Origin of the sequence: Flavobacterium sp. (assembly GCF_044368625.1) — a bacterium.
Taxonomy (GTDB): domain Bacteria; phylum Bacteroidota; class Bacteroidia; order Flavobacteriales; family Flavobacteriaceae; genus Flavobacterium.
Map to the genome: position 1 here is coordinate 1 of NZ_JBIPPD010000210.1, position 5,622 is coordinate 5,622.

General features: G+C 32.0%; 9 protein-coding genes. All 9 read right to left on the minus strand.

Translation table 11 applies throughout. The features are described 5' to 3' along the window. Positions 1-77 precede the first annotated feature (77 nt). The 9 genes from ACIQ2X_RS13220 to ACIQ2X_RS13260 all read right to left on the minus strand — a co-directional run bounded on the left by ACIQ2X_RS13220 (position 78) and on the right by ACIQ2X_RS13260 (position 5,425). Complete coding sequence (locus ACIQ2X_RS13220) at positions 78-743, minus strand: DUF2490 domain-containing protein (RefSeq protein WP_396179402.1); 666 nt, start codon at positions 741-743, stop codon at positions 78-80. 6 nt (positions 744-749) lie between these two features. Next, positions 750-1,247, minus strand: a complete 498-nt coding sequence (locus ACIQ2X_RS13225) for a DUF6691 family protein (protein ID WP_396179403.1) — start codon at positions 1,245-1,247, stop codon at positions 750-752. Between the two features lie 11 nt (positions 1,248-1,258). Beyond that, positions 1,259-1,822, minus strand: a complete 564-nt coding sequence (locus ACIQ2X_RS13230) for a YeeE/YedE family protein (RefSeq protein ID WP_396179411.1) — start codon at positions 1,820-1,822, stop codon at positions 1,259-1,261. A gap of 125 nt (positions 1,823-1,947) precedes the next feature. Continuing rightward, complete coding sequence (locus ACIQ2X_RS13235; protein ID WP_396179404.1) at positions 1,948-2,157, minus strand: hypothetical protein; 210 nt, start codon at positions 2,155-2,157, stop codon at positions 1,948-1,950. A gap of 48 nt (positions 2,158-2,205) precedes the next feature. Beyond that, positions 2,206-3,810, minus strand: a complete 1,605-nt coding sequence (locus ACIQ2X_RS13240) for a hypothetical protein (RefSeq protein ID WP_396179405.1) — start codon at positions 3,808-3,810, stop codon at positions 2,206-2,208. Positions 3,811-3,817: 7 nt separating this feature from the next. Then, positions 3,818-4,078 carry a heavy-metal-associated domain-containing protein gene (locus tag ACIQ2X_RS13245; RefSeq protein ID WP_396179406.1) on the minus strand — a complete coding sequence of 87 codons (261 nt, stop codon included), beginning with the start codon at positions 4,076-4,078 and terminating at the stop codon, positions 3,818-3,820. Further along, positions 4,071-4,910 (minus strand): methyltransferase domain-containing protein, encoded by an 840-nt coding sequence (locus tag ACIQ2X_RS13250; protein WP_396179408.1) that lies wholly within the window; start codon positions 4,908-4,910, stop codon positions 4,071-4,073. The genes ACIQ2X_RS13245 and ACIQ2X_RS13250 overlap by 8 nt, the downstream gene beginning before the upstream one ends. After that, the gene (locus ACIQ2X_RS13255) at positions 4,903-5,223 is read right to left on the minus strand and encodes a DUF202 domain-containing protein (protein WP_396179409.1); all 321 of its coding nucleotides are present in this window, start codon (positions 5,221-5,223) and stop codon (positions 4,903-4,905) included. Before ACIQ2X_RS13255 ends, ACIQ2X_RS13250 begins: the two co-directional genes overlap by 8 nt. Beyond that, positions 5,213-5,425, minus strand: coding sequence for a DUF2892 domain-containing protein (locus ACIQ2X_RS13260; RefSeq protein ID WP_396179410.1), 213 nt, complete (start codon positions 5,423-5,425; stop codon positions 5,213-5,215). The genes ACIQ2X_RS13255 and ACIQ2X_RS13260 overlap by 11 nt, the downstream gene beginning before the upstream one ends. Positions 5,426-5,622 lie beyond the last annotated feature (197 nt).

Here is a 5,622-nt window from a genome sequence, read left to right on the forward strand (position 1 = left end):
GTTTCGCCTGAAGAGTCCCATAAAATTATTTTATTTTTCGCAAAACAAAAATAAGGGAATCTCAGGCTTTTTTTATTTTAGACTTTCGGATAATAGTGTCTTGAAATATAAATATATCCAACATCAAACTTTACTACTGCATTTGGTTTATATGAAAAGTTGGTGAATGCTCTATTGTGATCAAACATATGTTGTGCATCGGTTCCTGTTGTATTAACCAATATTTCATCACCTATCGCCAGGTTATATTTTGAATTAAAATCATATCTAAATGCTAGTCTATTTCGCAAACGAGTAGTGTTTTCTATTGAACCTTCAAAAACTCTATATTCCATTGCGGTTCTATTTATAACATAAAATTTAGTTGTTAATTGGTGTTGTAATTCAATTGAAGCTGTGAAGCGGTATTCGTTTGTAGGTTTTGCAACTGCATCGCTTTCTTTTTGTATAATTTTGTAATTCGAAAAATAGGCAAATGGTGATATGGCATAAACCACATCTTTATTTTGTTTATAATATATCCAAGTTCTAATGGTGTACATTAGATTTTTGTCGAAAAGGTTATCACTTTCAAAATCATTCTGTCTACGGTGTTGCAATTCTAAATCAGTCTTTATTTTTTCGGTAACAGGAATACTCAAGGTTGTTCTGAACCAACTATTAATATGGTCTTGACCTACTGTTTTAGGCACAAAAGTGAAAACTAGTAGTACTACAAGAATGGAATTTTTTTTTGGTTTCATTTGAGATTAATGAGGTAATTTGTCTCTGAAATAACCATATACCCAAGTACCAACAATAGCAAAGAATAAAGTAACTAGCATCACGGTTACTCCGGTTCCAATTTGTGCGAAAATTGGACCAGGACACGCTCCTGTGATTGCCCAACCTAAGCCAAAAATAAGTCCGCCGATAATTTGTCCTTTATTGAATTTTTTATCGTGAAATTCTATTTTTTCACCATAAATGGTTTTGATGTTGAATTTTTTTATTAAAAAAACAGAGATTGCACCAACCACAACCGCACTTCCGATCACACCATACATATGAAATGATTGAAAACGAAACATTTCTTGAATGCGGTACCAACTGATAATTTCGGCTTTGATGAATACAATTCCGAATAATATACCTACGATGAGGTATTTAATATTGTGGTACCATTTGTGTTCTAAATGGCTTTCGTTTACGCAAATTGTATCAAGTGAGCGTGTTTCAAAATCTTTGTTTTGATCTATATTTTTCATTGTGTGCGTTTTTAAAGTGAAAGTATGAATGGAAGAATAAAATTTGCCATTATTAGTCCGCCAACGAAAAAGCAACAAGTAGCAATTAGTGATGGTAATTGTAAGTTAGACAAACCAGAAATGGCGTGTCCGCTTGTACAACCGCCAGCATAACGAGAGCCGAAACCAATCATAAAACCACCCACAACCATCATTAAAAATCCTTTGAGAGTGAATAGATTTTCCCAAGAGAAAATTTCGGTTGGCAACATTCCTTTTATGTCTGTAATATCATAATTGGCTAATTCTGTCCTTAAATCGTCATTGATAATTATTGGATTTGGATTGGATAAAAAGGAGAAAGCAATTACACCACCAATTAGAATACCGACTATAAAAAACATATTCCAAATCTCTTTTTTCCAATCGTATTTAAAAAATGAAATATTTGCAGGTAAGCAAGCTGCACAAGCGTGACGTAAATTGGCACTAATACCAAAATTCTTGTTACCTAAAATTAATAATGCTGGCACTGTTAGACCTACTAAAGGACCAGCAATATACCAAGCCCAAGGTTGTTTGATGAATTCAATAATTTCCATAGTTTTTATTTTATTATGCAAATTTGAACTATTAAAAAGAGGTGTTTTGTAACCTTTGTCACACAACAAAAAAAAGTGCTTGATTTCTCAAACACTTTTTGAATTTAATTAAACTAAAATTAAGATTTCTTATCTGCTGTTTTAGTTTTGTCTGCTCCATCGGAAGAACATCCTTTTTTTTCTTCTCCTGCACAACATTTTTTGCCATTTACAGAACATTCTTTTTTAGCTTTTTCTTTTTTCTTTTGTTTTGGTTCTTGTTGTTGCGCATTTACATTCATTGAAAATAAGAAAGCTACTAAAGCGGTCATTAAAACTGATTTTTTCATTTTTGATTATTTATTAAATTAATTTCTGAGTTTTTGCCAAATGGCATTTTATTGATTTCTAATTACTTTTTGAGAAGCATAAAACTTATTATCTAGTATGAATGTGATAATAACTATTTTCTCTTTTGCATTTTCTAAACTAAAATTCATTGCATTGTTGCCAACTTGTAACCCATCAATTTCTCCATCGTCTAACATTTTTCCATCTAATGAAGTGATGAAGTAATCTAATGTTGCAACATAAGGCAAATTGAATTGAATTCGAACCGTATCATCATTCGTTGGATTTGGTGAAACTGAAAATGTAAACGGATTTTTCCCTTCCATTGTGGCAACATTCAAACTTGGATTGTACACTAATTTTACTTCATAAATAGTTGGATCGGCTGATGTAGTAGTTGTTTGATTGTTTGTAAAAGCATTAATTGTTGGACTTTGAATTCCGCCATAAAGATGACCAATAACAAACTCTGTTGCTGTAATTTCATTCAAGTTAATTACTTCATTTGTATAATGAGATAAGTTTGTATTTGGAATAAATTCAGCACCAGCGCCTTTTAGATTTGGCATTTCTACAGGAAAATTATGTTCGGATAAAGTTCCGTCGGCCAATCGTGTGGTTCTACAGATGGTTTTTACAAATGGCACATAATTATCTTGTACCAAGGTTGTTCCGTTGTAATAATACTGACTAATTCCACCAAAAAATAAATTGTGCATTCGGTTATTTGTTTGGTCATAAATACCAACTTTACCCGAATGGTAATTGCTTAAATATTGGTTGAATTGCGTTTGCGGAAAATATCCACCGCTTTTTACATCCACAGGATAAAGAAACGGCAAGTCGGCATTAATTTGAAAAACACCAGACGAAATCGTATAGCCTTCTTCTCCATTTGGAAAAACTTGTGGCACTAAATTATAATCTCTTCGGTGCAAATGAATGGCATCGGTAACTTGTGAATAATTGCTAAAACTTAATTGTGTACCCGAGTTGTTAATAGTAAATTTTTGAATTTTACTAACATACGTTTGTACAAAAGTTGGGTTGTTCATTGGATTGTATCTTCCTGTGAAGATTTGTCCACCAACGAGATAAAACTCACTTCCAATTTTGCCTAATTGTCCGCCAGTATTTTGAAAAATAGGATTGGCAATTTGTTTGAAATAACTTGTAATTGGATTACCCGCAATAATTGCATCAATCAAATTTGGAACATCGACAGAAGTTAGCTTATCAAATGTAATGTGATCGTTTGCCGATGTCGAAAAGGCATAACCACCAATAACATAAAGTGTGTTTCCGTCTTGATGGAAGTTCATATTTGTGGCTTGTAATTGCTCTTTTAATCCAGTTGAAAGATTATTAACTGATGTTGACCAAAATTGTTGTGTTGCAACATCTACCACATAAATGTCGGTATTGTTTTGAGCGTTTGGAAACGCATTGAAAGGTTGTCTTGCGTGAATTCCGTCTTTTCTACCGCCAATTATGAGCCATTTTCCGTTGTGTTGCGCAAAAGCATACGAATGTAATCCTGGTAAATTTGCTATTGTAATTGATGTAAGTTGCACATCATACGGAAAAGTGTTTTGCGCTATTAATAACTTGCTTAAAAGCAGTATTATGAATACTAAAATATATTTTTTCATCTTTTCTCTATTTTGTTAAATTTCCAACTGCGCAACTCACAAAAGATTTTCCTTTATGCAAAAGTGTGTTATGTCCTTTTTCGGGATAACCCAAACTTGAAAGTGTGTTTACCAATAAGGCTCTATCCGTCTCGGCATCTATTGTGACTGTATCTGTTTCTTTATCAATTGTAACTTCTGTTACGTTCTCAATTTTCAGTAATGCAGTTTTTATACTGTTCATACAACCACCGCATTTTATGTTTTCAACTTGAATTTGATTAATCATTTGGCGCTTTTAAGATTTTATACTTTTCGTCGTAAGAGACTAGTTCTTGTAACTGTGTCAACTCAATTTCTGTTTTACTAACAATGATGAGTTCTGAGAAATTAGCATTCATGCTTACAGTCAAAACACCTTCAATTTCTAGAAATTTAGCTGAAACCGTATTCCTACAACCAGTACAAGTAATGCCTTCAAAATGATATAAAGTAACCTGATTGAGTTCGCTTTTTTGAAATTCAAAAAATAGTTCAGAATTGGCTCTTGACGGTATGGAATTGCCTGCTAATGAAATGGAATTGAATGTGAATGCCTTGTAAAACAATTGTTCGTATTCTTTTAAGGTTCCTCCAAAAGGTGGACTCACTTCAAACTCACGATTAAAAAGTAAACCTATTAATTTTCCGTAATCGGACAATAATTGGTGCATTTTCCAAACATATTTTTGACGCATTGTTGGTGGCAAAGCACAGAAAAAAGTTTGCTCAATGATATAATCATAGTCGCCTTGATGTTCAAAAAAATCACCTAAAATAACAGTAATACTTTTATTATTTGCGAATTTCTGTTTTAGATTTTCTACCAATGTTGGTGCAATGTCGATTACGGTAACTTTTGTAAAACCTTTTTGTAATAGATATTCCGCTTCGTAAGTATTACCACAACCCGGAATAAGAATTTTGGCTTCTTTATTTTCGATTGTATCTATATATTTTTTAATTGGTGGCGACACTTGTCCTAAATCCCAACCTGTTGCATTGGCTTGGTATTGGTTGTCCCAATACGTTTGATCAAGCGGTAAATCGCAAGTAACTACACAGCATTTTTCTTCACTCATAATATTCTAATTGATAATCTCCAATGTGTTTTTTGTTCTCTAAAATTGATTTTTTATGTTTGAAATAATTAGCAACACCTAATACAAAAATTACAACTGACACAGCAAATAAGAGAAACTCAATAAAGGTACTGTTTTGGATTTTTAATACATTTTTCAAACTTAATCCTGCAATAAGGAAATACATTGAAGTACGCAGAAATGCTAAAAAAGTAGATTGATTGGCTAATACAGTTCGCTGTAATGCTAGGCGTTCTCTTAAAATTAAATCTTTGTTTATTGAATTTGGATTTTTCATTTGATTACTTTTCATCTTCTTTTTTTCTTGTATTGATGCCGAAAGGCACATACAATGGACAAAAACTAATAAATGACGTTAGTGTAAAAATTCCTGCCAATATACCAAGAACAATTGCTAAAGTGCCGTTAATTACATTTGTGTAATATAAATCTACAACAATTACAGCTAGAGCTAAACGCAATGCTTTATCTGGAATACCCATATTCTTTTTCATAATAATTTCGTCTAATTTAAATCAAAACGTAGAATTAGTTTATAAAAAATACAAGTATTGTAACTTAAGTCACATTCAGAAATTTGAAATTTTAAAAAGTTTTTTATGTATATCCGTAATTGCTCATATTTTTGTATATTTGTTTGATAGATAAATTATTGGGTATGAATATTTTTAGTTTTGGAGTCGAATTTAGT

What these genes read in the sequence shown, in the direction of transcription:
- ACIQ2X_RS13255 (WP_396179409.1), bottom strand. Translation starts at nt 5,223, where the DNA reads ATGAAAAGTAATCAAATGAAAAATCCAAATTCAATAAACAAAGATTTA.
- ACIQ2X_RS13225 (WP_396179403.1), bottom strand. Translation starts at nt 1,247, where the DNA reads ATGAAAAATATAGATCAAAACAAAGATTTTGAAACACGCTCACTTGAT.
- ACIQ2X_RS13250 (WP_396179408.1), bottom strand. Translation starts at nt 4,910, where the DNA reads ATGAGTGAAGAAAAATGCTGTGTAGTTACTTGCGATTTACCGCTTGAT.
- ACIQ2X_RS13260 (WP_396179410.1), bottom strand. Translation starts at nt 5,425, where the DNA reads ATGAAAAAGAATATGGGTATTCCAGATAAAGCATTGCGTTTAGCTCTA.
- ACIQ2X_RS13220 (WP_396179402.1), bottom strand. Translation starts at nt 743, where the DNA reads ATGAAACCAAAAAAAAATTCCATTCTTGTAGTACTACTAGTTTTCACT.
- ACIQ2X_RS13245 (WP_396179406.1), bottom strand. Translation starts at nt 4,078, where the DNA reads ATGATTAATCAAATTCAAGTTGAAAACATAAAATGCGGTGGTTGTATG.
- ACIQ2X_RS13240 (WP_396179405.1), bottom strand. Translation starts at nt 3,810, where the DNA reads ATGAAAAAATATATTTTAGTATTCATAATACTGCTTTTAAGCAAGTTA.
- ACIQ2X_RS13235 (WP_396179404.1), bottom strand. Translation starts at nt 2,157, where the DNA reads ATGAAAAAATCAGTTTTAATGACCGCTTTAGTAGCTTTCTTATTTTCA.